At 78.0% G+C, this 1,180-nt stretch carries 1 pseudogene; it reads left to right on the top strand.

Annotated elements, in window-relative coordinates:
• Positions 1–670, top strand: a pseudogene (locus EAO77_RS39135) (serine/threonine protein kinase); the annotation flags it as partial.
• Positions 671–1,180 lie beyond the last annotated feature (510 nt).

Genomic DNA, 1,180 nt, shown 5'->3' with positions numbered 1-1,180 from the left:
CCGCCCACCCGCCCCGTACGCGCCCGCCGTCCAGCCGGCAGCGCCCGAACCGGCCCCGGCCGCGCCGGGACGTTCCCGGGCGGCCGGCACCTCGGCGCTGGTGGCCGTCGCGCTGGTGGTCGCCCTCGGGGCGGGCGGCGCGGTCTACGCCGTCATGTCCGGCGACCACCCCGGCGACCACGGGAAGAACGCCACGTCCGGACGGGAGCCGGGAGCCGCCCCCTCCGGCGGTCCCACCCCGCAACAGGGCGACGCCACCCCGGAGCCCGGTGCCTCGGCGGGAGCGGGGGACGGGACCGCCACGACGCCGTCCCCGTCGCCGTCCGCGTCGGACGGAGCCGTCGCCCAGGAGTACCTGGGCAGCTGGCGCGCCTCCTTCGACACCGCGGACGGCACCAACGTGCGCGAGATGACGATCAGCCAGGGGAATCCGGGCGAGCTGGTCATGACCCTGACGGGCACCGGACCGCACTACGAGTGCGGCTGGACGGCGACCCTGCGCGCCGCCGGTCCCCCGCTGGAGCTCGGACCCATACGGGTCACCTCGGGCGACCCGGCGTCCTGCTCACCCGGCCAGTGGAGCCGCCTCGCCATGCCGTCCGACACGACGATCGTCCGCGAGCTCGTCGGCTCGGGCGGCGCGCCCCTCACCTACACGAAGACGGGCTGACGCGGCGCCCGTTCACCCGGGCGGGGACGGACCGGACCGGAACAGCACCCGTGCACGAGCACCCGCGCACCCGCCCGAAGCCGTCACCGGCACCCGCCCGCCCGGCCGGCCGGGCGAGCCCGAAGCCGACCTGCCCCGCCCCGCCACGTGCGGCTGCGCACCTTCCGGACGAAGCCCCTATCCCCAGCTCACCGCCTGGAACGTGCGGAACTCCCGCCGGTCCTCGGCCGAGGCGACCCAGCGGGCCGCGACGAGAGCGGCCAGACTCACGCCGATGATGCCCAGTCCCACACCGGGATCGTCCAGTCCGACGATCCCCTCGGACCGGCGCCGGGCCACGGGCGCACCGGGGGCCGGCGGAGCGGGCGGGGCAGGTCGGCTTCGGGCTCGCCCGGCCGGCCGGGCGGGCGGGTGCCGGTGACGGCTTCGGGCGGGTGCGCGGGTGCTCGTGCACGGGTGCTGTTCCGGTCCGGTCCGTCCCCGCCCGGGTGAACGGGCGCCGCGTCAGCC

The organism is Streptomyces sp. T39 (genome assembly GCF_008042045.1).
Taxonomy (GTDB): Bacteria; Actinomycetota; Actinomycetes; order Streptomycetales; family Streptomycetaceae; genus Streptomyces.
The sequence above is the reverse complement of the archived record's forward strand: the minus strand, read 5'-3'. Positions and strand labels throughout refer to the sequence as shown.